The 25,467-nt window shown below is 35.7% G+C and carries 23 protein-coding genes; 15 read left to right on the forward strand and 8 right to left on the reverse strand.

Translation table 11 applies throughout. From position 1 onward, the window contains the following. Window positions 1-317 precede the first annotated feature (317 nt). The 14 genes from FEZ18_RS08295 to FEZ18_RS08360 all read left to right on the forward strand — a co-directional run bounded on the left by FEZ18_RS08295 (window position 318) and on the right by FEZ18_RS08360 (window position 17,288). On the forward strand, window positions 318-2,105 hold the full coding sequence (locus FEZ18_RS08295) for a ParB/RepB/Spo0J family partition protein (RefSeq protein ID WP_121666353.1): 1,788 nt from the start codon (window positions 318-320) through the stop codon (window positions 2,103-2,105). 261 nt (window positions 2,106-2,366) lie between these two features. Then, window positions 2,367-2,528, forward strand: coding sequence for a hypothetical protein (locus FEZ18_RS08300; protein ID WP_153267898.1), 162 nt, complete (start codon window positions 2,367-2,369; stop codon window positions 2,526-2,528). Window positions 2,529-2,544: 16 nt separating this feature from the next. Then, complete coding sequence (locus FEZ18_RS08305; protein ID WP_153267899.1) at window positions 2,545-3,381, forward strand: DUF932 domain-containing protein; 837 nt, start codon at window positions 2,545-2,547, stop codon at window positions 3,379-3,381. A gap of 973 nt (window positions 3,382-4,354) precedes the next feature. Further along, window positions 4,355-4,699: a single-stranded DNA-binding protein gene (locus tag FEZ18_RS08310; protein ID WP_092205827.1), complete on the forward strand. Its 345-nt coding sequence runs from the start codon at window positions 4,355-4,357 to the stop codon at window positions 4,697-4,699. Window positions 4,700-4,777: 78 nt separating this feature from the next. Continuing rightward, window positions 4,778-5,158, forward strand: a complete 381-nt coding sequence (locus FEZ18_RS08315) for a DUF6876 family protein (RefSeq protein WP_117157994.1) — start codon at window positions 4,778-4,780, stop codon at window positions 5,156-5,158. A gap of 12 nt (window positions 5,159-5,170) precedes the next feature. Further along, on the forward strand, window positions 5,171-5,368 hold the full coding sequence (locus tag FEZ18_RS08320; RefSeq protein ID WP_153267900.1) for a hypothetical protein: 198 nt from the start codon (window positions 5,171-5,173) through the stop codon (window positions 5,366-5,368). A gap of 432 nt (window positions 5,369-5,800) precedes the next feature. Then, window positions 5,801-6,181, forward strand: a complete 381-nt coding sequence (locus FEZ18_RS08325) for a BfmA/BtgA family mobilization protein (protein ID WP_153267901.1) — start codon at window positions 5,801-5,803, stop codon at window positions 6,179-6,181. 11 nt (window positions 6,182-6,192) lie between these two features. Continuing rightward, window positions 6,193-7,224 carry a MobB family relaxase gene (mobB, locus tag FEZ18_RS08330; RefSeq protein WP_153267902.1) on the forward strand — a complete coding sequence of 344 codons (1,032 nt, stop codon included), beginning with the start codon at window positions 6,193-6,195 and terminating at the stop codon, window positions 7,222-7,224. Between the two features lie 3 nt (window positions 7,225-7,227). Beyond that, window positions 7,228-8,808, forward strand: coding sequence for a type IV secretory system conjugative DNA transfer family protein (locus FEZ18_RS08335; protein WP_153267903.1), 1,581 nt, complete (start codon window positions 7,228-7,230; stop codon window positions 8,806-8,808). A gap of 123 nt (window positions 8,809-8,931) precedes the next feature. After that, the gene (locus FEZ18_RS08340; protein ID WP_153267904.1) at window positions 8,932-10,914 is read left to right on the forward strand and encodes a DNA methyltransferase; all 1,983 of its coding nucleotides are present in this window, start codon (window positions 8,932-8,934) and stop codon (window positions 10,912-10,914) included. After that, entirely contained in the window at window positions 10,911-13,484 is a 2,574-nt protein-coding gene (locus FEZ18_RS08345; RefSeq protein WP_228122676.1) for a DEAD/DEAH box helicase, read from the forward strand. The genes FEZ18_RS08340 and FEZ18_RS08345 overlap by 4 nt, the downstream gene beginning before the upstream one ends. 44 nt (window positions 13,485-13,528) lie before the next feature. Beyond that, window positions 13,529-13,789, forward strand: coding sequence for a winged helix-turn-helix transcriptional regulator (locus tag FEZ18_RS08350; RefSeq protein ID WP_153267905.1), 261 nt, complete (start codon window positions 13,529-13,531; stop codon window positions 13,787-13,789). A 73-nt stretch (window positions 13,790-13,862) separates the two neighbouring features. Next, window positions 13,863-15,026, forward strand: a complete 1,164-nt coding sequence (locus FEZ18_RS08355; protein WP_153267906.1) for a hypothetical protein — start codon at window positions 13,863-13,865, stop codon at window positions 15,024-15,026. Window positions 15,027-15,029: 3 nt separating this feature from the next. Next, window positions 15,030-17,288 (forward strand): hypothetical protein, encoded by a 2,259-nt coding sequence (locus FEZ18_RS08360; RefSeq protein ID WP_153267907.1) that lies wholly within the window; start codon window positions 15,030-15,032, stop codon window positions 17,286-17,288. Window positions 17,289-17,327: 39 nt separating this feature from the next. Here the strand turns inward: FEZ18_RS08360 and FEZ18_RS08365 are convergent, their stop codons facing one another. From FEZ18_RS08365 to FEZ18_RS08400, 8 genes are all read right to left on the reverse strand, one after another. Beyond that, complete coding sequence (locus FEZ18_RS08365) at window positions 17,328-17,690, reverse strand: hypothetical protein (protein WP_153267908.1); 363 nt, start codon at window positions 17,688-17,690, stop codon at window positions 17,328-17,330. A gap of 7 nt (window positions 17,691-17,697) precedes the next feature. Then, window positions 17,698-18,558, reverse strand: a complete 861-nt coding sequence (locus tag FEZ18_RS08370; RefSeq protein ID WP_153267909.1) for a DUF4138 domain-containing protein — start codon at window positions 18,556-18,558, stop codon at window positions 17,698-17,700. Next, entirely contained in the window at window positions 18,555-19,484 is a 930-nt protein-coding gene (traM, locus tag FEZ18_RS08375) for a conjugative transposon protein TraM (RefSeq protein ID WP_153267910.1), read from the reverse strand. Before traM ends, FEZ18_RS08370 begins: the two co-directional genes overlap by 4 nt. Before the next feature lie 52 nt (window positions 19,485-19,536). Next, on the reverse strand, window positions 19,537-20,151 hold the full coding sequence (locus FEZ18_RS08380; protein ID WP_153267911.1) for a conjugal transfer protein TraK: 615 nt from the start codon (window positions 20,149-20,151) through the stop codon (window positions 19,537-19,539). Window positions 20,152-20,162: 11 nt separating this feature from the next. Next, complete coding sequence (locus FEZ18_RS08385) at window positions 20,163-21,005, reverse strand: hypothetical protein (protein WP_153267912.1); 843 nt, start codon at window positions 21,003-21,005, stop codon at window positions 20,163-20,165. Window positions 21,006-21,007: 2 nt separating this feature from the next. Continuing rightward, a complete protein-coding gene (locus tag FEZ18_RS08390) occupies window positions 21,008-21,589 on the reverse strand; it encodes a conjugal transfer protein (protein ID WP_153267913.1) in 582 nt (193 codons plus the stop codon). Between the two features lie 10 nt (window positions 21,590-21,599). After that, window positions 21,600-23,996, reverse strand: a complete 2,397-nt coding sequence (locus FEZ18_RS08395; RefSeq protein ID WP_153267914.1) for a TraG family conjugative transposon ATPase — start codon at window positions 23,994-23,996, stop codon at window positions 21,600-21,602. 270 nt (window positions 23,997-24,266) lie between these two features. Continuing rightward, a complete protein-coding gene (locus FEZ18_RS08400) occupies window positions 24,267-24,554 on the reverse strand; it encodes a hypothetical protein (RefSeq protein WP_153267915.1) in 288 nt (95 codons plus the stop codon). 189 nt (window positions 24,555-24,743) lie between these two features. On the opposite strand from FEZ18_RS08400, the gene FEZ18_RS08405 reads away from it, so the two are divergent. After that, complete coding sequence (locus tag FEZ18_RS08405) at window positions 24,744-25,391, forward strand: N-acetylmuramoyl-L-alanine amidase (RefSeq protein WP_153267916.1); 648 nt, start codon at window positions 24,744-24,746, stop codon at window positions 25,389-25,391. Window positions 25,392-25,467 lie beyond the last annotated feature (76 nt).

Consider the following 25,467-nt stretch of genomic DNA (forward strand, 5'->3'; position numbering starts at 1 on the left):
CAACATAGGTACAACATTTCCACTTTTATTAGGTGGAACTATAGATTGATACTATATGCTTTCATTTGAAATCAAACCCTATTTCTAACTTTAGAGATTAATAAATTTTGCGTTTTATCAACTTTAGTTCTTTGGTTGAGAGTTTATAATCATACAATATACCCGCAAGATAAACTCGTAAAATACTTCCATCAAAAGACTACGGCATAAAGCCAACGCTTCTTCCACTACTCATTTATTCCGTTTCCTTTTGAGCCAAGATTTTATCTTCCGTTTGGTTTCTGCTCAAATATTGTTTAATCAAAAATTTGAGTATTATGACAACAAAAGCGAGTACCACAAAAAAGCGCAGTCGAACAAAAGTAGCTGCCAAAAAAGAAGTGAACGGAAAAAAAGTCCAGGCACTTAAAATTGAGAATCTGCCTATTGCAAAAGTCAAACCCGACCCGATGCAACCCAGAAAAACGTTTGATGAAAAGTTGCTAGAACAGCTTTCAGAAAGTATTGAGAAGCACGGCGTACTACAACCTATTACGGTAAGGAAATCCAAAAAAGATTATATCATCGTAATGGGCGAGCGTAGGTATCGTGCCAGTAAGTTAGCTGGCAAGAAAACGATACCCTGTATTGTAAGAACGTATAAGGACGATGATGTTCTGGAAATTCAAATCATTGAAAATCTACAAAGACAGGATGTTGAACCTACCGAAGAGGCCGAAGCAATTGCCTTTCTGAGTGAAAAGTATGCACCTGCTGAAATTGCAAAGCGATTGGGCAGAACAGACAACTTTATAAGACAACGCCTAAAGTTAGCAGGATTGATAGAGGGCTTTAAGCACTTTGTACGAAATGGCGAAATGACCATATCCTTGGGCGTAGGTGTAGCGCTCTTTGAACCAGAAGAACAGCAGATGATGTTGGAAACTATGGGCGAGGATTTTAATGCACATCAGATAAACAGGATGATTAAAGACCAGACCTACGATTTGGAAAAAGCATCCTTTGATGTAGCCGATAAAAAATTGGTCCCAAAAGCAGGGTCTTGTGTAGAATGTCCTTTCAATGCTGCAAATCAAGGTAATCTGTTCGGCGAAGGAAAAATGGTCTGTACAAAATCAGCCTGTTTTGAAACTAAGAAAAGTAAATCGTTCTTAAACCTGATTAAGAAATCAAAAAAAGAGAACATCCTGCTAATTCCTGAGATACGACAGTATTGGGCAGATGACGAAAACAATCAGCTCATAATATCACAATTGGAAAAGAATGGATTGAAAGTCTATTTACTGGACGATGTTGAAATCTTAGAAAATCCGATTGAGCCAACAATCGAGGGTATCAAGATAGAATATCAGCATTACGATTATTCTGAAGATGAATTAAAGACAGAATTGGATGAAGCAATGCATAATTATAAAGAAGCATTGGAAAAATTCAATTCAGCAAAAGAAGATGGATTTGTAGATGGTGTTATTTTCCATCCTGAAACGTACAGGAACAAAGAGGTCTTTGTAACGATTATTGAAAAATCAAAGAACGATTCTACGGAATATTCGGCACCATTGGCCAACAGGAAAATGGCAGATTGTACGCCTGAAGAACAAATCGTTAAAATCAACGAAAGAGAAATCCGTAAGAAGCAAATAGAGAACAACAAGCAGTTTGAAGAAGTTGTGCAGATGATTCGTGAAACGAAATATATCGATACGAAGAAGACACTTTCAACGGATGAAATGTCGGCATTCTCGATATCGCTCTTTGAAAATAATGTGGACTATATGAGCCAACAAAAGTATTTCTCAAAGTTCTTGGGCGACACTTCAAAGATGACCAAAGTTGAAATGGTCGATAATTTCAAGAAGAAGTTCAAAAAGGAAATCTTTCACAAGTTGATACGCTATATGCTAACAAAGCAAGTGCATTTTGGCGAAAGCAATCACGTCAATAATCTGACAAACATTTCATTTTACAACGCAATGCAAGGATATTACAAATCCAAGATTGCCAGCATAGAAAAAGAATATGCCGAAAAGAGAGACAAGCGTGAAGCACGTTTGAAAGAGCGTATCACAGTTCTTGAAAAGCAAATTAAGGAACTCAACGATTAGCTTTTGTTGTTTGAAGAAGGGTCGGCATTCGTGCTGGCCCTTTTTCTTTTTTATGATAGTGTTTTAAAAGATGGGTTGATAAGGAAGGGGTTATCAATCAATAGTTAGCGCAAAGATAAACTCGTAAAATACACCCATCAAAAGACTACGGCATAAAGCCAACGCAACATCCTACGCTTATTTATTCCGTTTCCTTTTGAGCTGAGATTTTAGCTTCCGTTTGAGTACTGCTCAAATATTGTTTAATCAAAATATATCATTATGAAACGAGTATCTGAAAAACCTAAAATTTCGCTACAAGAAGCTGAAAAGCATTATCAATCGAGTAGTGAAAATTATGACATTGATAGTGGGGAAAGCCATTTCGCTTACTACAGGGATAAGCATCCCAACTATTACCGAGTATTATCACAAAATGTTTAATCTAAATTCAAAAGCTATGTATTTACAAAATTTGCAACAGGATGAAATCTTTGTTCCATCAGAAATGAAATCCTTAAAAAGTCTGACACAGATGGAATCCCGAAGAGGACTTGAAAATGCCATTATCTCAAATGGCAAAATCGTCAACGTGGTATCGAACAGCTATGGCCACATTCCGAACCAACTGTTCTTCAAGAAAGCTGAAGAAATGCTGACCGATGCACAGCTGAACTTTCACAAACGCACCATCAACAATAATGACAGGTCGTTCATTACCGACTTTATCATCGACGACAAAAGCCAGTTTACCGTCAAGAACGATAAGGACTTGATATTACCGATGCTTCGGTTCAAAAACTCGTATGACGGAAGTGAAAAAACTTCTGGACACTTCGGGTTTTATAGAGAAGTATGTTCAAACGGACTACACGTTTCTCAGGCAGAAATCGAGTTTTCCATCAAACATAGTAAGAACAATACGCACCTTATTATGCCAAGGTTGAACAATCTATTCGATAAATTTCTGGACAATGAATTCTACACCATTACAAAGAAATTCGACAAGATGAAAGAATTTAAAATCATCGATACACAGGAATTTGTGAAAGCGATTCTTGACAGGACGAAACTGTTCCGGTATGAATGTAGCGACAAGAACAGCGACCCGTCGAAAAAATCTCGTGAGGTCATCGAAATCTTAAACTATGAAGCTTTGTTGCTCAATGAAGAACCAAATCTTTGGTTAGGTTACAATGCGTTTAATTCAGTACTTCATAATGTCTTAAAGAAAAGCTTTGGCCAACAAGAACGATTGGATAAAAAGCTGTTTAATGAAGTCTATGCTATGGCATAAAGCCAAAAGGTTCATCCAGTACCTTAAACTGGATTTTTTTGTGCTTGCTATTTATAGGTTTAAAAGCAATACCGTTCAGCACATTCCCCTACATTTCGCGAAAAGCTTCATTCCGGGAAAAGCGCTTTCCTATAATAATCTTGGACACAACTTCAAAGCTTCCGTTTTCCATTCCACTTGCCCGTTCATTCCCGAGAAAAGTCGGGAAGCGGTCAAACTGCATTCCAACCTACACCTTCAAAGTCAAGTCCGCTTTAAATCCTGCATAATGAGAATAAATAATTTTCTTAATCCGTTCAGCACATTCCCCTGCATTTCGCGAAAAGCTACATTTCGTGAAAAGAGCTTCATTACAAAGGTCTTGGACACAATCCCCAATTTTAGCTTTCCATTCCGCTAACCCTTCCCGCTATGCTGGGAAGGAACACTTCATTCCTTTGCCAAAATTGAGAATTAAGTCCGTTTTTCATCGGAAAGTCATCCCTTCGGTTTTCTTAACAGGATTTTCGGCGCGGTCTTCTTGAGCCCTCAATCGAAAATCCTTAAAAACCGAACCGCTGCCTTACACATTTTAAGGGGTTTATAATGGATAAAGCCTTTGTTGTTTTTCGGGGCGTCGAAAAACAGGCACGACATAACCAATTCTAATATAAACACAGCTGCTTATCTCGCTTAACTGTCGGTACGCTCAAACGCAACTGCGTTTAAAAGAATTGCTAATGCCCTTATGGAACTTGTCAAGACTATACAAGTTTTAGTGAAAAATAAGGTTTCTACTTCCTTGAAAATCTAAGGATTTTACTACGTCGCAAACACACCTGATTTTGCCCGAAAAGTCTTGACAAAACCCACTCTATCCATTGTGCGGTGCACAGAAGAAAAGAACAAACACCCCTTAAAATTTAATTCAGTTTAAAACAAATAGGGGAAATATAAACCAGTCTGTAACAAAGCAGACACAAATCTTTTTATTATGAGTACTATTAGAAATCACGTACAATTGATTGGAAACGTTGGACAAGAGCCAACCATTACGAACCTTGAAAGCGGTAAGAAAGTAGCCCGCTTCTCACTCGCTACAAACGAATACTACAAAGACAGCAAAGGCGAAAAGCAAACGGACACCAACTGGCATACCGTAGTAGCTTGGGGTAAGACCGCTGAAATCGTCGAAAAATTTGTCGAAAAAGGCAAGGAAGTAGGAATTACAGGGAAACTAAAGACCCGAACCTACACCACCGATGATGGCAACCAACGCTACGTTACAGAAGTTGTAGCCGATGAAATCCTATTACTTGGAAGCAAAAACGACAAGTAAACTTCAAAAACAAAGAGGGCGTTCCTCTCGAAAGTTGCGCCCTCTTTTTCATTATTCACACATTTAAATATATGCACAATGAAAGCACAAGTTAACGAAATAAAAGAGCGATTGCAATATTTTACGGGAACAGAAATGTTCTATCAAATCCCATTATTGCGAACCCGTTTTACGGACGGATTGAAATATTTATCGGAAGTAGCAGAATGTTTTTGGCTCATTACGGACACGTCAGTAATCGCAAAAAGTCTAATGAACCGAAGCGAATTTGTAACCATAGACTTCAAAAGATTATCCGAAGAAAAGCAGGATTTTACAGGTTACGAAGCCGAGATAGTTTACAGCGATGGCAACGATAATATTTTAGAAAAACACGGTTACAGAGCAACCGATTTTCCACTCGATGAACTGCGGTTATTTTTTGTAAATGATACGCTGATGTTACCAAGCGAATACTAAAATTTTGAAGTTATGATTTACATTAAATTTCAAGATTTGAGCGAGGAAAAACAAGAGGAACTCTTACAGGTTTCGAGAGAACACGTTACACATCTTTTTGGGGAATCTATTCAAAAATATGTTGACGAAACTGGTGCAGATTATGAAAAGTTAATAGATGAAGAAATGATTAAAAATCTATACACCTACGATTATGTTTTCAATATCTGACACATTAAGATTATATGTGGAACACCTCTGAAATTTCAGGGGTGTTTTTATTTTGAAACAAATCCAAGTCAATAAAAAAGCGTATATTTATTTCGCTGAAATTCAGCATTCAAAATTACGTAGGGTTATCCACTTTTCGACTTTCGCCGATAACCCTGCACATCGAAAAATAACATATCGGAAAATAATTTTCCCTGAAAATGGCAATCGGCTTTTTAGCCGGATTGTATGGATTTTTGTCACGCTTGCGCGTGACGAAAAGGAATAGCAAGAGGGTAACACGCTGCGCGATGTTTCGGATTCCTTTTCGTTTTTAAATAGCTGATAACCAGTAATTTGGATATATCTTAAATTCTTGACAATCAACGATTTGCGACAAATGGGCTGGAAACGCGCATTTTTAGGGAAGATTTTGCGACAAATCGGCGAAATATGGACTCATTTACTGGAATTAGATTTAAAAAGGAAACCGCAAAACGTTTCCAAACTTTCTCACGCACGTACTTCAAATCACACACCGAGGCGATGTCCACGATGCTCGATTTTTTCTTCTACAATGAAATTTCGCCAAAGGAAAAATTAGGACCAACTGGACGTACCATTGAAGCTAAATTACTCAAAAGAATAAATGCGGTTATTGCCATAATGCGAGACGTGGAAAAGACACAAACCAAACCTACGGTGGCGATGATTCAATCCCTTTTTGAGACAGAAGAGCCAACCAAAAAACCGCTGATTGTAGAAAAGAAATATGCCGAAGAAAAGAAGGAAGTCCGTTTTCAAGAAAAGCAAAACACAAGTAATCAACTCTAATTTTTTGAACTATGTACATCACAATCACACCTCAAAAATTGGGTACTAATTATTCACAAAGTTCAGCTGATTTTGTAGGCTATTTGGAAAAGGAAAATCAAGGTTTGGAACAGCACGAAATGGAACATTTTTTCAACCAATATGGCGATGAAATTTCCGCGGAAGAAGTGGTCAAAGAAATCGATGGAAACACCGCAAAATTGAAAAAGAAAGAACCCAAGTTTTATTCGATTACGGTCAGCCCATCAAAATATGAATTGCGAAAACTTCAAAACAATAGTCAAGATTTAAAAACCTACACCCGTGAGCTGATGAAAGATTATGTTGCCAGCTTCAATAGGGAAATAAACGGGCGACCTATAACCATCGATGATATAAAATACTATGCGAAAATTGAACACCAAAGAACATTCAAGGGAACAGATTTTCAGATAAAAGAGAACCAACCGTTCGCAACAAAAATACTTCAGCTGAAAGCCGAAATCAGAAACATTCAAGAAGGACGAGCTGAAGGGAGTATTAAAAGGATGGAAAAGGAAATTGCCAAATTGGAACGCCAAGCACCACATCAGCAAAATGGCAAACGGATTGTCCAGGGAATGCAAAAAGATGGAAACCAAAGTCACATCCATATCATCGTGAGCAGAAAGGATGCTTCCAATTCGGTTAGCCTTTCCCCAGGAAGTAAGCACAAAGCATCAGAAGTTGAAATGCACGGTAAGAATGTGAAACGCGGTTTCGACAGGGATGCCTTTTTCGAGAAAGCAGAAAAGACGTTTGACAAAACTTTTGGCTACAAGCGAAACTTTGCCGAGACCTACAAAGCAAGAAAGGATTTTGTAAAGAACCCGAATCTCTATTTCGCTGCCTTGATGAAATTACCAGCCAACGAAAAAGCTTTGGCTTTCAAAATGATTACCAAAAGTGGCTTGCCAATTGTTCCAAGTATTCCAGTAAGTCAAGCACAAATTGCACTTCGGGTTTTCAAACGATTAAGACGTGGTGCAGAGGTTGCCATCAAATCAAGTTCAATAGGAATTTAGGGTATGGAAATAGACAATCTCATAACAATACTTTCAATTATTGCTGTGGCCAGTACCGTTTTCTATGCGATGTTTCGAGTGAGCAAGTATGCGCTTTTCTTGAATTTCATAATGCTTTCGTGCTTGGTTTTCTATTTAACCGAGCAGAACGAATTAGTATCGATACTGCTTTATCTGGTGTGTCCTTTAATGTTAATTAATATAGGACTATATGTTTTTTTGCATAAGACTGAAAATGCACAAAATAGCGACAGAAAATATCAAGTCAATTTTGCTACGACAAAAGGGAATTTCAAATTAGATAATATTAAACGTGGTGCATCTATCATCGGTTCTGCGGGAAGTGGTAAGACCGAAAGTGTGGTGTATGGCTTTTTAAAACATTTCCGAAAAGAGCGCTTCTGTGGAATCATTCACGACTACAAGGATTTTGAGTTGACCGAAATGGCGTATCCGCTTTTTAAGGATAGCGATATCCCGTTTAAGGTCATTTCCTTCGACAAAATCATACATAGGGTAAATCCTATTGCACCTCGCTATTTAGAGAACGAAGAAAGCGTAAACGAGGTGTCAAGAGTCTTAATTGAAAACCTTTTAGAGCAAAGAGAAAGTGGAACAACTGGAACAACAAAATTCTTTAACGACGCAGCTGAAGGTTTGATTGGTGGATTGATTTGGAAACTGAAATGCGATTATCCCAAATACTGTACGTTACCACATTTAATAGCCATTTATCAAATGCTCGATACCGATAGCCTAATCCAGTTTTTGGAAACCAACACCACATCGAGAGCGATGGCAGATGCATTTATTAGTGGTAAGGATTCAGATAGACAGACAGCTGGTGTAAAAAGTACCCTGGCGAATGCGCTGAAACGAATCAGTACTCAACGGATTTTTATGGCATTGTCCGCAGACGAAGTGCCATTGAATATCAATAGCGAGGAAAACCCAACAATCATTTCGGTAGTAAACAATCCAAAATATGAAACCTCGTATTCGCCTGTAATTGCCACCATCATTCACACCATTACCAAACAAATGAGCGTGCGGAATTCCAAACCGTCTTTCTTGCTGATGGAAGAAGCACCAACAATACGACTGTTAAATATGCACCGTATTCCGGCAACACTTAGAAGTTATGATATTGCCACCATTTACGTAATGCAGGATAAGATACAGAACGATATTATGTATGGCGACAAGGCAAGCAAAGCAATATTGAGCAACTTGTCTTACCAGTTTTTCGGTAAGGTAAATGACCCTGATACCGCCAAATACTATGAGCGCTTTTTTGAAATCATCAAAGACCCGACGAAAAGCATCAGTCGTGGCCATAATCTCGATTTTGATACACGCATTACTACAGGCGAAAAGGAAATCCCGAAAATTAGAGCAGATGTGTTCTTTCGATTAAAACAGGGCGAATTTATAACCTATGCTGATGGTAAGGATAAGAAAGTGCAGTTTAAATTGTCAAGAATACAGCGGCAGCTTCCTGAAGAATCCAAGCAATTTTCTCAGGTAGATTTAGCGGCTAATTTTGAAAAAGTTTACAATGAAGCACAGTCAATTTTTAGATAGCTTTAAACACCCGAAATCGTTGGGCAAGACAGCTAATAATAGACAATCTTAAAATTATCTTAACCCATCTTTTGAATCGTGAAATTATACCAATATCTTTAACACTTATTTTTTTACCAACCAATGACAGAATTAAGCCAAAGAGAAAAAGACTTTTTAATAGAAAAACTGCAACAAGGCGAGCAATTGCCAGATGACTTTAAGTATAAGCTATTTCCCACAACCCAAAAAGAATATGAGCTGGTATATGCCGGTAAAATGCGTAAGGAAGACATTCTCGCAGATGAAGATGGTGTAACCGCCGCACCCTTACAAATTGAAAGAACCTACAATGGCGACCGAGAATCTTATCCAGACGGTTGGAAGAATATGATTGTCTTTGGGGACAACCTTCAATTTCTCAAAACAATTTATAAAAACGAAGACCCTCTTATAAAAGATAAGGTCAAGGGAAAGGTAAAATTAATCTACATTGACCCGCCGTTTGCTACTGCATCTGATTTTAAGTCTAAAGAAGGACAATTGGCATATTCAGATAAAATTGTCGATTCTGATTTTGCAGAATACCTTAGGCGAAGGTTAATACTCTGCAAAGAATTATTAGATAAAGAAGGGAGTATTTATGTTCATTTAGATTCAAAAAAAGGACATTTAATAAAAATTATACTTGATGAAATTTTCAGAGATTTTGATTTTTATGAGATAGTTTGGGTTTGTGGTTTAATGGGTTCAAGTAATACCTATCCAAAATCTCACGAGACAATTTATTGCTACAAAAAGAGTAGTTCTACTTTTAATCCGCCTACTCGCATTGGATATTCTAAAAGAATCGTCAAAGCGTTGCAAAAGGATGATGAGGGCTGGTTTTATACCCGAGGTCGAGAAAGTAGTGGAGGTACGAATGCATTGAAAACTTATATTAGTAGAGACAGTTCTCTAACTAAAAAACAGGCTGTAGAAGAAGCTTCGGTCAAAAGACCTCAATATGTTTGGGATGTATGGATGGGTAAAAAAGAACTTGCTGAAGAATTTAATGATTATCCCGTTGGTACTTATGCATACACAAAACACGAGAAAACAGGATACCCAACCCAAAAACCTGAACTTTTATTAAAAAGAATTATAGAAGCGTCATCCAATGAAAATGACATTGTTTTGGATTTCTTTGGTGGAAGTGGTACAACCGCTGCAGTTGCTGAAAAGTTAAATAGAAAATGGATTACTTGCGATATTGGTAAGTATTCATACTATACTATTCAAAAAAGACTGCTAAGTATTCAACAATCTCGTGATTTAAATATTCGGTCTAAGAAATACCAAAATAAATCGAAAAGTTTCATTACTGTAAACAATGGGTTTTACGATATAGAAAAATTATTTTCTTTACAACATCAAGAATATCAAGAATTTGTATTAAATCTTTTCGAAGTAAGGCCTAAACCAAAGAAGATTGCTGGGATTGAATTTCAAGGCGAGCGCAAGGACGGCTATGACGTAATGATTTGGAAATATTGGGAACATAAGGATGCCGCAGTCGATGAGGATTACTTGGAAATTCTACATAAAAACATTGGCAAAAAAGTAGGCGACCGTATTTACATTATCGCACCTGCCAACTCTGTTCAGTTCATTGATGATTATTATGAGATAGGTAACGTTCGTTACTATTTCCTGAAAGTGCCGTACCAAATTATTCAAGAATTGCACAAAGAGAAATTTAAAAAATTCAGACAGCCCACAAGTTCCAGCAATGTCAATTCCCTTGAAAATGCAGTTGGCTTTCACTTTATCCGGCAACCCGAAGTTAAATCATCCTTTAAAAAAGGAACTATTACCATTGAGGCATTTAAGGCCTACTATCCCGATGAAGATACCTTAGAAGATATTCCTGGTCTTGAAGCTTTGGCTATGGTTGTTGTAGACAAAGATTACAATGGCAAGGAATTTTTGATGTCAGATGTATTTTTCGCAGCAGACATTGTTGATGAGAACGGCAGGGCTCAGATTACAATAGAAGATTTTGGTGCTAAAATAAGTGCCGTGTATATCGATATTTATGGCAATGAATTCCGTGAAGTATTTACCACTAAAAATGCCAACGGATGATTCAAGAAAAAAAGAGATATGACACAAAGGATTTAATTCTAAAAGTAAATCAGTTTTACAATCAAAATGAATTACCACTTCAGTATTGGGACAGATTTTTGGATGTACTTTGCGGGACGAGAGAATATCAAAAAGAGGCAATCAAAAATTCCGTTATTTATTTGGCATCCAAAGAGTATGCTAATATTCAAGATTTAGTTTCAAAAAATCATTATAAGAATCCGCAGTTACGGGAACGTTACCCAGAGCTTACAGATTATCATCGTAAAATTCAGCTACCCTCTAAGCTGTCCGCAACAATAGACCTTGCAACGGGAACAGGAAAAAGTTATGTGATGTATGGGATTGCACAGATTATGCTGGGCTTAGGTTTGGTAAAAAGAGTTTTGGTTTTATGCCCATCAACTACGATTGAAAAAGAACTGCACAAAAAGTTTTTGGCTTTGGTTGCAGACCCAATCTTAAAAGAAACAATTCCCGAATCTGCAATAATAAAAAACCCAAGTATTGTTGATGGAAGTGTTACGGTAAACGAGGGCGATATGTGCATTGAAAATGTTCACGCCGTTTATGAAAGAACAGGTTCTTCAATTGAAGATAGTTTTGGTTTCAAAAGAGGTTTTGACACCTTGGTACTGAACGATGAAACACATCATATTTATAATAAAATATCAGGTAATACAACAGAAGCAAGAGGACTTAAAGTTTGGAAGAAGTTTCTACTTGATGATGGCTACAACTTTAAATATATGCTTGGTTTTACGGGCACAGCATATATAGGAAATGATTATTTCAATGATGTCATTTACCGCTATTCACTAAGACAAGCAGTTGACGAGAAGTTTGTAAAGAAGATAAATTATGTTTCTGAAGACGATAGTATAAATGAAGACCAAAGATTCCAGAAAATTTATCAGAACCACGCCAAAAATAAACTTACTTATAAGAATGTAAAGCCGCTTACTATTCTCGTAACCAACAACATTACCAATGCCAAACGACTTGAAACACGTTTGGTCGAGTTTTTAATGTTAGAAGAAGGCTTGGAAGAGCAGGAAATTAGGGATAAGTTAGTTATGACCGTTACTTCGGATAAGGCACACAAGCATAACGTAATTCGTCTTGAAGAAGTTGACGAGCAGGATTCTACTGTAGAGTGGATTGTTTCGGTCTCAATGCTTACAGAAGGCTGGGATGTGAAAAATGTGTTTCAAATAGTCCCAATGGAAGAAAGAGCTTTCAATTCTAAACTATTAATTTCTCAGGTGTTGGGTAGAGGACTAAGAGTACCACCAGAATATGTAGGAAATGCAGAGGTAACTATCTTTAATCATTCCTCTTGGGGTTCAAAAATCAAAGGTCTCGTAGATGAAGTGCTTGAGTTAGAAATGCGATTGGAAAGCTCTAACATTACTGAGGGCGATAGGAATAAATTTCATTTTGACCTTTACAATATAGATTACAATAAGACTGAAAGAGCCGTTGAAAACAATAAAAAGGAAAAGGAATTTAACTACAAGGATTACATAAATTTAGAATCTTCAGTTGACCAAGTAAGCCAAGAAACAACCTATACAAATCTTGCGAGCGACTATAAGAGTGTTGAATACAAGATTAAAAACCGAATGACGCCGATAAAGGAAATCGTTGATAAAATCTATCACGAGTTCCAAACCAGAGAATGGGAAGGTGTTACACTCAACCTTCAAGAAGAACAGTACACTAAAAACAACCTTCCACCTAAAGAGGAAATTACTAAATTAATACGTCGCTCTATGGACAAGGTTGGTCTTGAAGGGGATGAATTAAACGAAAAGAATAAAAGAAACATTTTTTCATCCTTTAATACACTTCTAAGACGAAAAAACAAATCACTTGAATTGGTAAGGAAAGCTCAAAAACCTTACCCTATCTCAACAAAGGAAAGAATTAAGGAAACCTTGTCTGTTGGTAATTTACGTCATAATTCCACAGTAATGTATTCAAATAACTACAATGACGAAGTAAAGGATGCTGATGTTCTAAACTTTCTTCAAGATGTCATTGATGATGAAAGCTTACCACGAACTGCAATTAGACAGGCAAATAGTTACGATTTTAAAACGCCAGTTGACTTAGTTTTTCTCAACGCAACACCTGAAAGAAAATTTGCAGAAAAACTGGTAAAAAATGAAAATGCAAGTGTTTTAGATGCTTGGTTAAAGTCAACCAATCAGAGCTTTTACACTATTGAGTATTCATTATCAAGTAAATCTGGTAACCATACAAAACAAGGTAAATTCAATCCAGACTTTTTCTTAAAAACCTCTGATGAAGAAATGGAATACATTACTGTTGTTGAAATAAAAGACGACCAAGACTATTCAGACCTGAATAAAGCAAAGTTTAAATGGGCAACCATACATTTTCAAGAATTAAATAAACAACTTGAAGAAAACAATGTAAATCAGCGTTATAATTTTCATTTCCTTAGTCCAGAAAACTATGACGATTTCTTTGAGTATTTGAGAAATCGCAAGTTAGTACAGGGGTTATTTACGAGTAATCTGGATAATGAATTGAGTATGTAAAATAACAATGACCGAAATAAACTGCTGTTGAAGAAGGTGGTCTAATGGGTGGTCAAAAAGGTGGTGTAATAGGTGGTGCAATAGGTGGTGTAATTGATGCGACTGAAGCTCTAACTAACAGACAAAAAGAAGTTCTTAAACTTATTGCAGCTAATCCTTCCATAACCTATAATGAAATAGCTGAAACTTTAAGTATTAATGAATCTGCTGTTGGCAAACATATTACTGCTATCAAGAATAAAGGTTTTTTAGTCCGTCAAGGCGATACACGAGGCTATTGGGAAATCAATCTCGATAAAAAATAAAAATCTGAAAATTTTTTTTTCAGAATGAAAATTGAATGAAAATTATATATTTTGTGAGCAATTAAAAAGTTAAATGACCGAAATAAAAATCATTAAACATACCACCCCTAAGCATCTTGCAGAGACTTATTGCAAAATAAGTGACTTTATAGATGAACCTATAGTGTTATTAATTCCGAGTGATTTAGCGCAATACCGTTTTGGTCTATTGGCTGATATTTTAAAACTGATTATAACTATAAACAGTAATTGTGATATTAAAATCGTAAAACTTGATTTCGCTTTAAGTGAATTGGATAAATTCTATGAGCAGGAATATAGCTACCCAATAGTTTCTTTGTTCTGGAATACTGCTGAATTTGTAGACAAAGACGGAAAAAACATTAAAAGCTTGCTAAGAGAAAAACAAAATGAATTTTTCGTAAAGATGAACTCATTTGAAAAATTCAAAGGTAATAAACACATCTGGGTTAATACAGACCATCTATCTAAAAGTAAAGGTTTAATTAAGCTTTTGGAAAACTCAAATGGCTTTAATGATGATGAAGAGAAGATTGCTAACACAGTTAAGAAGATACTCACAAAAAATATTCTGACTTTCAAAAAGCAAAATTTAATTGAAGTAGAAGATATCCTTGAAGATATAGGAGCAATCGTTTATGAGTTAACAAAGAATACTTTCGAATGGGGAAGAACAGATTCAAACTCAGTAGTAATACCTTCAAGTGTTAGAGGTGCATATCTGCGTTTTCATATAAACAAAAAGGAAAAAATTATTGAAGAATATAAAAAAACACCAATAGCTACGTTTTTCAATCATCAGAGAATAGAAAAGGAATATCTTAATCATCTAAAGCGGGTGTATTATTTGGAAATTGTAGTTTTTGATTCTGGAGTTGGTTTCATTGATAAGTTTCACCAACAAGATGAAATTGATGATTTGACTATCATAAAAAAGTGTCTTATTAAAAATCAAACTTCATCTACATCAAATTTGAAATCAAAAAAAGGAATTGGTTTGGATAGAATTCTGAGAATTTTAGATAAAAAAGGATTTCTAAAAATCTCTACTGACAAGTATAATGTATATCGTGATTTGATTAAGGATAATTATGTTCCAGTCAAAAATAATAATCTTAAGGATTTAGTGATTGAAGATTGGAACCAAGATGGTTCCGAAAATCGAATTAAGGCTCAGGGTTCATTCATAAGTATTTTATACCCATTTAAAAATTAAATTATGGGTAAATACTATATATACAATGCCAAACTCGAAAACAAAAAGCATAAAAATGCTACGATAGTGTTCAACCCGGATGTCGATTTTGATTTTAACACCTTGAAAAATGAGCTTACAGAATACTTCAGATATTTCCATCAAACAAGCACATTAATTTTTTTGCATTGTAAAGGGAATAATGATGTAAAAAAAAGTGTTGAAGCAAATTTAGAAGCCATCTTTAAAAGTATTCCAAAGGTTGAAGAATCTTCACTTTCAGACAATATCTCTTATATACCTTATGATAAAGACTCTTTCAGTTTTCCAAAGAGAGGATTCTTGGCAAAAAATAAAAAAGAAATATTGAACCAAGGTTTGGTTAAAATTTTTGAAGATAATGGTGGCTTGGTTGAAAGTAATGGAATTTCCCACCATTTTGTATTTCCTTCTGGAAAGCATTCATCGAAATTTCTTAGAACTGCCAATGTTTTGGTCTTTAAAAGTCAAATTGATTTTATAGCACTCAATACACTACATCTATTTAGTAAAGTAGATTTCGATAATATATATTGTGATACTCTGTCTATTAATGTCATTGCATATTCAATGACCAAATATTTGAGAAGATATAATCAAGATAAGGAAATTAATATTGAATCTTTTAAGTCCTATGACGGATTGTACAATAGCAAATCCGTTTTCTATGACAAATCCATATTTCTTATTTCAGCATCTACATCTGGTGGGCTTATAAATTATATTCAGAAGAATCATCCTGAAATAGGTTCTAACGAAATATGCACTTTATATTATATGCCAATTGATAAGGACTCACCTATAATTCAAGAAAGAGTTTTATGTAATTTAAAGAGAAACGAAAAATTAAACTATGGCATTCCGCTATATGACCAATCAAAAAAGAATGAAAAATGCACCTATTGTGAAAACCATTCTACACCTATCAGTATTATAGGCGATTCTTTTAATTTAGATGAACCGGTAATTTATGCCAGAAATATAAGTGCATCTAAGTATATTTCAAAATCCTTGAAAAACTTTGTAGAAGTTTTTAAACTAAATAGCGAGTCCGGAACATCTCTTAAGGTTTCATATAGTGAGGATTCGACATCAAGAAAAAATTACAATCTTTATATAGATTACGAGAATATCATTAGAAATATTGCTAATGAAAGTTTTAAAAGTCACAAAAGTAAATTAGATGCTTATATAAATCAATACGTTCCAGCATCTATAACCCACATAGTCCATCTTAATGACAAAGGTTCCGGGCTTTTGTCACAGTACATTAGTGATAGAATTCAGGATTTTGCAAAAAATGAAGTCACTATAATTAATCAATCAGAATTGAAGGAAGATAATATAGATACCAAATCTTCAGGGTCTATACTAATTGTTGGTTCTTGTATCTCAAATGGTAAAAACCTACTCTATTTAAGTAGGTTTTTTCGAAATTATGAGAACATTAGGTTAATCTATTTTATTGGAATAAACCGAGTTAGCGATCCAAAGAAATTTGCTGAGCTCAGGACTAATATCAAGTATGGTCTTTATGGTCCAGATAATAGTTCTTTGGTAGAGATTGAGACCATAAACTGCGATAACTCAAGTTCGAATACACCTTGGGAACAAGAACTCGATTATTTACAATCAGTTCAAGAAGAATTGGATGTGCCTTCAAAATTTATTAATGATAGGATAGATATTTTGAGAGCATTTTCAGATTCTACAAATCGAGGTGGAAGCGAAAAAATTTTTTATTCAAGTGTAGGAGGTAGTGAACTTGAAATAAGAAAAAACTCAGCTTTTTTTAATGATAACGAGTACTATCAAAATGTAACTCAATCTGACGTATATTTTACTATATCCTGTGTTCTGAATAATATGCGTAATAATAAAAATGATGGCTTGTTTCAAACCAGTTTTGTGAAAAATGTTTTAGACCCCTTCGTTTTCAATCGCTTTAATGATGGAATAATTCAAGCATCTCTTTTGAGGGCTGCAAAAAATGAGGAATTAAATTATTCCTGCAGCAAAAAGATTTCTGCTGATATGCTTATGTTATTAAAGACTTTTCTAAAATCAGTCGATGAGTATCAAGGCGAGGCTATATTAGAGTTTTTATACGCTTTAGCAATAGGGAAATTGAGATTGTCCAAAGAACATTATAATGAGCTTATTATCGAACTAAATAATCATCCTAACCCAAAGTTTCAGATATTTAAAAATTCAATCGAACTAATCTTCAAAGATAGTTTTTAATGAGAATTAAATTTTTGATGTTTTCAGTAGAATCTTTTTTTAAAAAGGCCCTTTTTCCCTTGGTCCTTTACTGGTCACTTTCCATTGACCGTTTTCCTTAGTCAGTTTAAAAATGCCTGTTTTTCCATCGTAGGTAGTGCTGTATTTTACCCAGGCAAGTTCGCCATCAATAGCTTCGTCTAAAATTTCTACCTCAATGTCTTGGTCAGTATCTGGCATCATTTTCTGTACAGTAATCAAACTGGCATAGCCTTCAGAAGTGGTATGCTTTTTTAAGGCTGATTCATCTTTTGAAAAAAAGCTTGACGCAACAACTTTGGCAATTTCAGAAGGGGATTTTGTTGTGCTTTCTGAACAGGAAAGGAACAACAATACAAGCGAGCAAATGACTAATCTTTTCATAATAGTATTAATTTGGGTTATTGATATATCTATGCGATAATTTCATTTCTATATTACGTTCGCCATCTTTTTCATTCAATTCCAAAATTGCCCTGCGGTCATCGGATAATGAAAATTTGGGCAACACATAAACGAATCGAGCCATTTCATTTTCCTTAATCTTGGACGGCAGATTATGTTTATATATCGGTTCTTGATACAGTCGTTGCAATGATTTTCTTTTCCCTTTTTGTCTCGTTTCAATAGACAGGTTCAAGAAATTCAAATCGTAATCCAACGTAGAATTATTTTCAATCTCGATAACAAAATAGAGCTCATCTTTATCAAAAACAATATTCTCTACATTCAAGATAATACCTTCGCTTCGTTTCTTGATGCGCCCTATGCGCTGTTTTCTATTGAGAAGATATGAGCAGAATTTTTGGTAATAATAAGTGCTGTTATCTACAAGTTCTTCAGAAGATTCAACAAGAACCGAATCCTTTACAATCGGTTTTTCATTACCGATACTATTTGTTAGTGGAATGAAATAATTGAGTTTAGAAAGCTGTTTTTTATACCTTACAATATACGAAAAAATCGAACCATTTTTGTTGACTACCAAAAGATTACTTTCTGTTCCAGGCTGTGCCTGAAGCAGCCCGAAATACTGTTCTTTTTCCCGATTGTAAGTAAATACAAAATGATCTGAACCAGTTATGCCTTGCCTAATGGGTTCAGGAAAGAACAAAGCGACGTTTTTTGTGTCATTTGCATAAATGGTGTCGAGTATATGTGGTTGTTGAGAGTTCGTTTTAGCCTGTGCCGAGCAAGGTCGAGGTGCTAGAGCAAAAATCAACACAATTGTCAATAAAGCTGTTGTTTTCATAGTCGTGGTTTTAGGATTAATCTGTAATTATTGAGTATCGTAACTTTTACATTACGATTTCTTCGTTTGAGTACTTTAGTGATTCCACCAACTTGTGGAACTGTGGGAATATTAATGTCGCCGATAATATCATCGAGAACCTCGTTGGTTGCTTCTGCCCTAAAGTTGTTTTCTACATAGATACCTTCGCTTCCGTCCTGTAAATCGAACGCTTTAAGTTTAGTGGGATGATGTTTGATGTTCTCAATCTCAATTAAAGCGCGATTGGGTTGAAAACTGATAAATCCGAATATGAGCGTATTCTTGGCCATTAACTTGCCATTTATAGTCGCAGCTTTTATCAACCGCAATCGCAGTCTCGAATTAACCTTAACAATTTGGTCGCCATCCACGACGACGTAAATGGTTTCGTCAGTATTACCGAGAATTGAAACTTCGTTGGGTTTGGGTGCAGCAGCAAAGAAGAGTTGATGTTCCAGACCCAATTCTTTGGCTTCGATTTTTTGTTCTCTTTTTATTTCAGCGGAATCAATTGTTGAAGTTTTCGTTTGAGCTACTCTTTTCCTTCCAAAATTCCGATAGCGTTTTTCGGAATATTGAATCTTTCCGGCATCATAAATACTATCGACGATACGTTCTTTTTCACGTTCCGTCAAGTCTGGGTCGTAAAAACCCAATGAGTCAATCAGTTTTTCATCGTAAATGCTGGGTGCATTGTTTTCACGTACTTCCTTCAAATCATTAATCGCATCTAACTTAGATTCATATTCTTTTTGGTTTTCATCCAAATCGGGCATTAAGGTTTGTTGCAGGTTTTCCGTTTCACTTTCATCATCGCCCATAACCATTACAGAATAGGAAATGAGAAATATGAAAATCACGGCCAAGACCGTTGCAAATACTATTTTGTTCTTTTCTACTTTCATAAGAGTATATTTTTTAAATGCCGATTACCAATCTACCGTCAGGCAGGTCGGCTCAACTTTTATCATTTAGCTTTTTAAGGGTGTTCTCAAAATAATTGGTAATTAAAAGTCCGTGTGGATTGTTGGGAAAATTTCGGTCAACCATAATAAGGTTTCCAGTGGAAACCAATTCGTAAGTGTCAATTATAGAACCTCTATTGATTTCAAAAACAGTAACCGTCCTAAAAACATACGTCCCGTTTTGTTCTTCTATTTGCGAATCGATGCTCAACACTTTCTGCATCAGCGAATATTGTAAGAGACGGTTGTAAACACCATCTGCTTTTTTCTGACGATACAGGTTGTCCACAGAACTGTTTCCCAACCAGAGTGCCTTTTTTAAATTACTTTCATAATTACTCGCATCAATATTGTAAAAATAATTGTGGAACAAGTCTAAATGTGCCAAGGCTTCAACCCTAAAATTTTCTTTTTGGGTTACGAGCTTCAGCGGAATAATGCTGCCATCGGTATTTATGGCAAAAGCGCTATTTAGTGCTTTTTGATTTGTGGAATATGCCATCCATAAAGCGAAGGTGCTGGATAGTAATGCTAGGACCAAAACTGCCAAAACGATAAACCGGTTTAATTTTAAGACGTTGTAGATATTCTTGTATGGTGTTTTCATTCTGAATTGAATTAGTTGGTAAATAATCTGAGCGTAAAAGATGTGGCACGTTTATACAATTTGAATTTTAGGAATACGATAAAAGCCACAGAACCTAATTGAACGACCGGTGCAAAAAAGCCTTGGCCTGTATCGGTTCCGAAAAGGTTTGTCCAAAAGTTGGTATTGATTTCCGTATAAATAGCATTGATAAATACATTGACCAGAAAGAAGGCAGGCACCAACATATATACAGCCGCATATAATTTGAAAAATGTATAAGCAAGGGAACGGAATTTTTCAAAAACCGCTAAACTTATAACCAATGGGAAAAATGCCTGCATTATTCCCAACAGGAAAAAGCGTTCGGCTAAAAATAAAGGGTATATAAATAGGTCGAGAATCCAAAGAATGGTGCTTAAGATAAATGCTAATATTTTAAAGCCATACAACGGTGTTACCAATGCTTCGTACAAAAGCGTCATCGCTGAACTTGCAGCATCAAAAAGACTTACATCTTCCTCTAAAGGAATATCCTGCATCTGCAATGGAAGTAACGCAGGTGCTGTTCCCCTGTACTGTCCCTCGATGGCTACCAATATCCCATCAAAGAATCCTAACACCTGCGTTGAAAATATTACTAAAAGGACGATGGCAAAATTCTTTGCCAATTCGCCGGGACTCAAGCCCCAAGTATAACCGTCCTTATTGGCAATGCCTTCATTATACTTTTTTAAGATGTTGACCAAAAAGAACAGGACAGCAAGTGTTTTCATTCCTGCAATGGTATATTGTGAAAAGTTGCTTGCCTGTATGGTCTGGAACACCGTATCGATGTATTCCAACCCAATCCCTAAAAGTATGGTTGCGGTCATTATTAATAGTCTGTTTCTCGATTATTGACTTTATCCTGCATCTTTCGGAAAGAAATAATATCACGATAGCGTTTGGTTTTGGTTGTGATGCTGGACACCATTTGCTTTGATTCCATCTCTTTTTCCTTGAGTACTTTTGCACGTTCGGCATCGCTCATTTTTAGGTAGTCGCTAGACAGAACTTCGTCAATAAAATCAACCGTTTCCAATGAGTTTTGTACAATGGCATCAAAGGATTCCACCACTCTACTGATTTCATCGGGTTTGATGTAAGGCGAATTCAAAATATCCTGCAAATCGGTTTGCATTACATTGATGAGTCGTTGATTGTTGTCTGCAATTTCTTGGACAGCATTAAGCTGTTGTACCACACTCGATACTTTTTCGATGGCTTCTTTTGCATCTTTCAGAAATTTCACAGACTTGATAAGTTGGCTCGTCTGTTTGGCAGATTCTACCAAGGATTTTACCAAGCTGATAAAGTTGGTATTGTCATACACTGGCATTCCTTGGGCAGTAGCTTTGCTTGTCATAAATAAAGTCAGGACTACGGTCAGTACTAAAATTTTGATTTTTGTCTTCATAATATTTGTTCTAAGATGTAAATTGAATTATTGCTTTTTCCATATCGTGATGCTCGTCGTAGAGCTTCATAATTTCCTCATTTTCCTGCCCATCGGTTAAGTAAGCCGCATAAACTTCTTTTGGCACTTCCAACCGGAAAATGTTGCTTTCCCTACCGATTTTGATGAACATTTCGGTGTATTTCCGTGGACCGGAAAGATTGTTTTTAATAGACTTTAGTTGGTTTAAATCGTGACTGGATAGATTGAGCCTTTTTACTAATTCATCATATCCCTTTTCATTATTCAAACTGTAAATAACCTGTGTGTTTTCCAAAATACTCGCTGAAGTGGAATTGTTTGGAAGCTGATTGATGGATTGTAGAATAATCCCAATCGCACCGTTTTGTTTACGGATGGCTTGATAGTAGAACTCCACGCTTTCCAGTACATTTTCAAACTTCAGTTGCTTTGCAAACTCATCAAATAAGATAATGCCTTTTTCAGCACGGTTTTTCCAAATGGTTCTTTGGATGGCAGATTTAATCAGCTTCAACATTACGGACAGGATTTCCTTATTGTCCTTGACTTCATCGAGCTCAAAAACAATCAATCGTTTATCTTCGATTTTATAGGTTTGGTCTTCGCTTACTTCAAAAAGGAAGCTGTATAGACCATCACCGACATATTCGGACATTACGTGCAAAAAGCTCGTTATGTTGAAGTAGTCGGGATGGATTTTTAGGGTATCTAAAAGGTCTTTTTGTTTCCTTTCTATAAAGCTGTAAAAACCATCTAACGAATGATTTTCTGAAGTGTTATTATAATAGTGACGCAATATCTTTTTAACCGAGACTGATTGTGCTTTTGTAACTTTTAAATCTGAAGCGAACAGTTCAAAAAGGAAAACAGATAGGTCTTCCAAACGTTCAGGTGTCAAGTCTTTAACATCGCTGATGTAAAATGGATTGATGCCTAAGTTTTTACCGCTTTCATATCTGAGAACCGTATATTTTTCAGGATAGAGCTTGGCGAATTTGGTGTAAGAACCACCTAAATCAATAATGACCAACCGTACACCACTTTCAAAATATTGGCGCAGAATATTGTTTGCCAAAAAGGATTTGCCTTCGCCTGTTGGTGCAAAAATGGCAAAATTCCGTGCCTTGATCCGTTTCTTTTTTTCATCCCAAACATCTTTTAGCACTGGAATGTTATGTTCTCTATCATTGAAGATGATTCCGGTGTTATCGGATTTGTAATTGGTATTGTTAATGAACAGACACAGAGCGTGCTTTAAATCTGTCACATATAAATCGTGATTTGAAAAGTTGGAAGAAAAGCAGCAGTAACTATTAAGAATATAGTTTTTACGCTCTTCGCCACGTGGATAATATGGGATGATATCCAGTTCCTTAAATTCGGTCTTGATTTTGGACGTGATTTTGTCCAGTTTTTTGGCTTCCTTTGCCCAATAGACAATATTGAGGTGACCACGAATAATCCGTGCATTATCATCGGCATTGATTTGGTCAAGAATATGTTGGATTTTACCCAGAACCACTTTGTTCTGCGAACCGAAGTTGGAACTTTTATTCAATTCTTCAACTTTTTTATCGAGCAGCTTGCGCCACTTTTGTTTGTCATCGAGATATAGAATTTGATTGACAATATGATTTTCGTTAAGCGTAAGCCCTAAGCCATCAATAAACCCTTGATGAAACACAAAATCGTCTGAAGTGAATTTCTCATTGGTTTTGCTACTCTGTACACTTTCGCCAAAGCACAGTTCGCTATTGATGGCAAGGGCATCAAAATGGTTTTCGCCAATATTGACGCTTTTTTTATCTAAGATGATATCGGTATCAAATCCCTCATTGAAACCATTGAAATAACCGTTGGTTAGTTTCTGAATTTTCTCGGCATTGAGTGGTAGAAATTCCATTTTTCGGCTATTATTGATAAAAGAAACGGAATCGCTTACCGAGTTGGCAAAGCTTTTAATGTTGTCATCCAGTTCCTGTACAATTCCCTTTGAAACCTTTCGGAACGGATTGACATATTTTGGATTGTTGAGCGCTTTGTTTTTGGTCAAGATGAAAAACAAATAACATTTGTGTTCAATATGTCCACGACCTTTAAAATGCTCGTGTGTCGCCTTCTCTAAAAAAGTTTTATTCGGAAGCTGTTCAGAAGAATAGGATTTCTTCAGGTAGATATCTTGTTTGTGAACTACAGTACCAATCGGTAAAGATTTCAAAGCCTGAAACCAAGCACCGTGCATATCTTCAAAGTCTTTTTCGGACGACGAATAGATTTCTGGTAAGTTACCTTTATAGCACAAAACGACATTACCATTATTGGCAAATACGATATTGTCCTGAATATCTGCAATGGGTTGATATGCTGAAAGATTAATCTTGTTCATAATCGAAGCCTGAATTTCTTTTGTTACTGATAATTTTCGGGAAGGCTTTCGCCATCTGAAATAATTGTGGATTGTTTGTGATTCGGATTAATGCAATGTAAAGCGCAGCATTAAAAATTAAGACGCCTATAATTATTCCGAAACTGAATGAAAAAATGATAATCATTAAGGATCCAAGTATGGACATCATCATTAAGGCAAACAGGGAAATGGGCAGCCCAAAAATGACTGCTTTTTTCCTAATATTTCTATAGACCTCGAACCGCTTCATTATACTACGATTCCAATTAGATAGGTAAATATCCCAACAACAGCACCCGCAATTAACACGAATACCAAAACTCTGGTAATACCTTTTTTTAAATCTGCGTTCTCGCCAAAGAAGTGTCCTGCATTAAAAAGGAAACCAACTAAAAAAATAACACCGAGTAAAATTGGAAAGATTGTTCTTATGGTATCACCTACGTCATTTACAGAATCCTCAATGCCACCAATTTGTGCAAAAAGAGATGTTGAGATAAGTGAAATAAATACTGCGAAATAATTTGATTTTTTCATAACTGAAAAGTTTAAAAATTTGTGTTGTTTTTGTTATTGGAAAAATACATATATTTGTTTACAAATAACTGATAATCAAATATTTGTGAATAAAATATTATTTGATTTTGTTTGATTTCCGATGATATTATTTGGCATCAAATTCTATGATTTTTGGAAGTTGAATTGTTAATAACCCAAAATTTGAAAATGAAAAAAGTGCTCAAAAACGTCACTTTTGTGATTTTGCTCTTAAAAATGTGTATCATTTTTGGGCAGGAAAATGCAACTCAAAAACGAATAATAATTGATGTTGGACACGGTGGAAAAGATTCTGGTGCGATAGGTGTAAATGGAATTCAAGAAAAGGATGTTGTATTGGAAATCGCAAATGCGATTTTGAAGCTAAATAACAATTTGGCTAAACCATTAGATATTTACTTAACAAGGTATAATGACACTTTGATTTCGTTATCCGATAGACCGAAGCTCTCCAATGCTCTTAAAGCAGATTTGTTTGTTTCATTACATTGTAATCATTCGGATAATCCGAATGCAAGAGGTGTGGAAGTGTATGTGAGCAATAAGCAATCAAAATATCAAGATGATTCCGTCTGGTTTGCTTTTCGAATGCAAGATGCGCTTAATAAGAAATTGGGTTTTGAGAGTAGGGGTGTGAAGTCTGCTGATTTTCAGGTGGTGCGGGAAACAATTAGCGATTGTCCTTCTGTGCTTTTGGAATTAGGTTTTTTGAGTAATTGGGATGAGAGCTTTTATCTAGGAAAACCTGAAACGCTCAGAACTATGGCATTGATTATTTTAATGGAATTGAATAACTATTTAAATGCTGGATTATGAAAGAATTTTTAGAAAAAATAATTACTACTATAAAACAAATTATCATCATACTATTTAAAGAACTTAGACCTAAAGC

The organism is Oceanihabitans sp. IOP_32 (assembly GCF_009498295.1).
Lineage (GTDB): Bacteria > Bacteroidota > Bacteroidia > Flavobacteriales > Flavobacteriaceae > Wocania > Wocania indica.

Coding starts and splice junctions, on each gene's coding strand:
- FEZ18_RS08320 (WP_153267900.1), top strand. CDS start 5,171: ATGATTTACATTAAATTTCAAGATTTGAGCGAGGAAAAACAAGAGGAA.
- FEZ18_RS08385 (WP_153267912.1), bottom strand. CDS start 21,005: ATGACCGCAACCATACTTTTAGGGATTGGGTTGGAATACATCGATACG.
- FEZ18_RS08355 (WP_153267906.1), top strand. CDS start 13,863: ATGACCGAAATAAAAATCATTAAACATACCACCCCTAAGCATCTTGCA.
- traM (WP_153267910.1), bottom strand. CDS start 19,484: ATGAAAGTAGAAAAGAACAAAATAGTATTTGCAACGGTCTTGGCCGTG.
- FEZ18_RS08370 (WP_153267909.1), bottom strand. CDS start 18,558: ATGAAAACAACAGCTTTATTGACAATTGTGTTGATTTTTGCTCTAGCA.
- FEZ18_RS08400 (WP_153267915.1), bottom strand. CDS start 24,554: ATGAAAAAATCAAATTATTTCGCAGTATTTATTTCACTTATCTCAACA.
- FEZ18_RS08395 (WP_153267914.1), bottom strand. CDS start 23,996: ATGAACAAGATTAATCTTTCAGCATATCAACCCATTGCAGATATTCAG.
- FEZ18_RS08300 (WP_153267898.1), top strand. CDS start 2,367: ATGAAACGAGTATCTGAAAAACCTAAAATTTCGCTACAAGAAGCTGAA.
- mobB (WP_153267902.1), top strand. CDS start 6,193: ATGTACATCACAATCACACCTCAAAAATTGGGTACTAATTATTCACAA.
- FEZ18_RS08315 (WP_117157994.1), top strand. CDS start 4,778: ATGAAAGCACAAGTTAACGAAATAAAAGAGCGATTGCAATATTTTACG.
- FEZ18_RS08350 (WP_153267905.1), top strand. CDS start 13,529: ATGGGTGGTCAAAAAGGTGGTGTAATAGGTGGTGCAATAGGTGGTGTA.
- FEZ18_RS08405 (WP_153267916.1), top strand. CDS start 24,744: ATGAAAAAAGTGCTCAAAAACGTCACTTTTGTGATTTTGCTCTTAAAA.
- FEZ18_RS08360 (WP_153267907.1), top strand. CDS start 15,030: ATGGGTAAATACTATATATACAATGCCAAACTCGAAAACAAAAAGCAT.
- FEZ18_RS08340 (WP_153267904.1), top strand. CDS start 8,932: ATGACAGAATTAAGCCAAAGAGAAAAAGACTTTTTAATAGAAAAACTG.
- FEZ18_RS08345 (WP_228122676.1), top strand. CDS start 10,911: ATGATTCAAGAAAAAAAGAGATATGACACAAAGGATTTAATTCTAAAA.
- FEZ18_RS08295 (WP_121666353.1), top strand. CDS start 318: ATGACAACAAAAGCGAGTACCACAAAAAAGCGCAGTCGAACAAAAGTA.
- FEZ18_RS08390 (WP_153267913.1), bottom strand. CDS start 21,589: ATGAAGACAAAAATCAAAATTTTAGTACTGACCGTAGTCCTGACTTTA.
- FEZ18_RS08380 (WP_153267911.1), bottom strand. CDS start 20,151: ATGAAAACACCATACAAGAATATCTACAACGTCTTAAAATTAAACCGG.
- FEZ18_RS08310 (WP_092205827.1), top strand. CDS start 4,355: ATGAGTACTATTAGAAATCACGTACAATTGATTGGAAACGTTGGACAA.
- FEZ18_RS08335 (WP_153267903.1), top strand. CDS start 7,228: ATGGAAATAGACAATCTCATAACAATACTTTCAATTATTGCTGTGGCC.
- FEZ18_RS08305 (WP_153267899.1), top strand. CDS start 2,545: ATGTATTTACAAAATTTGCAACAGGATGAAATCTTTGTTCCATCAGAA.
- FEZ18_RS08325 (WP_153267901.1), top strand. CDS start 5,801: ATGGACTCATTTACTGGAATTAGATTTAAAAAGGAAACCGCAAAACGT.
- FEZ18_RS08365 (WP_153267908.1), bottom strand. CDS start 17,690: ATGAAAAGATTAGTCATTTGCTCGCTTGTATTGTTGTTCCTTTCCTGT.